Here is a 709-nt window from a genome sequence, read left to right on the forward strand (position 1 = left end):
TACCAGAAGGTAGGCGGCGATATGAAATCAATGGCTTCGACTTCAGAAAAGATTCTCGATGTCGCGCAGTCTCTCATCGTCGCGGGAGGCTACAACGGGTTCAGCTATGCCGATATCTCGGCTGACATCGGCATCAGGAAGGCGAGTATCCACCATCATTTTCCGACGAAGGCCGAGCTGGTTTCGGTGCTGGTGGATCGTTACAGGCGGCAGGCCGAAGTGGGTTTGGAGTCTCTCCGGGGAGAACTCTCAAGCCCTGCTGAACAACTGCAGTCCTATCTGAACTATTGGCGGACATGCATTCGCGATGCCTCGCCGTCGTTCTGCGTCTGCGCGATGCTCGCCGGCGAGATGCAGATGCTGCCGGAAGAGGTGGCGTCACGCGTTCGTGCCCATTTCCAAAATCTCGCGGGATGGCTTACGTCGGTGCTGCGGGCTGGAATGGAACAGGACTTGTTCCGCTTGAACAACCGGCCGGAGGAGGAGGCCCAGATGCTGATGGCATCGGTTCACGGGGCAATGCTGTCCGCGAGGGCTTTCAGCGATCCCGGGCTGTTCACCATAATCGTCACCCCCCAGATCACCAGGCTGCTGGGACGGGATTGCTAGAAAACTATCGGGCCAAAGTGGTATCAGGCAGCGCAAGTGGCGCGCCCCAAATGAGTTGGTCGAGCGGGAACGAATAGCCTGATGCAATCCGATGATGTAG

The 709-nt window shown here is 57.8% G+C and carries 1 protein-coding gene; it reads left to right on the plus strand.

The window, feature by feature from the left end; translation table 11 throughout:
* The first annotated feature begins 21 nt into the window (after window positions 1–21).
* Window positions 22–609 (plus strand): TetR/AcrR family transcriptional regulator, encoded by a 588-nt coding sequence (locus EN984_RS36650; RefSeq protein ID WP_127267739.1) that lies wholly within the window; start codon window positions 22–24, stop codon window positions 607–609.
* Window positions 610–709 lie beyond the last annotated feature (100 nt).

This window comes from Mesorhizobium sp. M7A.F.Ca.CA.004.12.1.1 (assembly GCF_003997835.1).
Classification (GTDB): Bacteria; Pseudomonadota; Alphaproteobacteria; order Rhizobiales; family Rhizobiaceae; genus Mesorhizobium.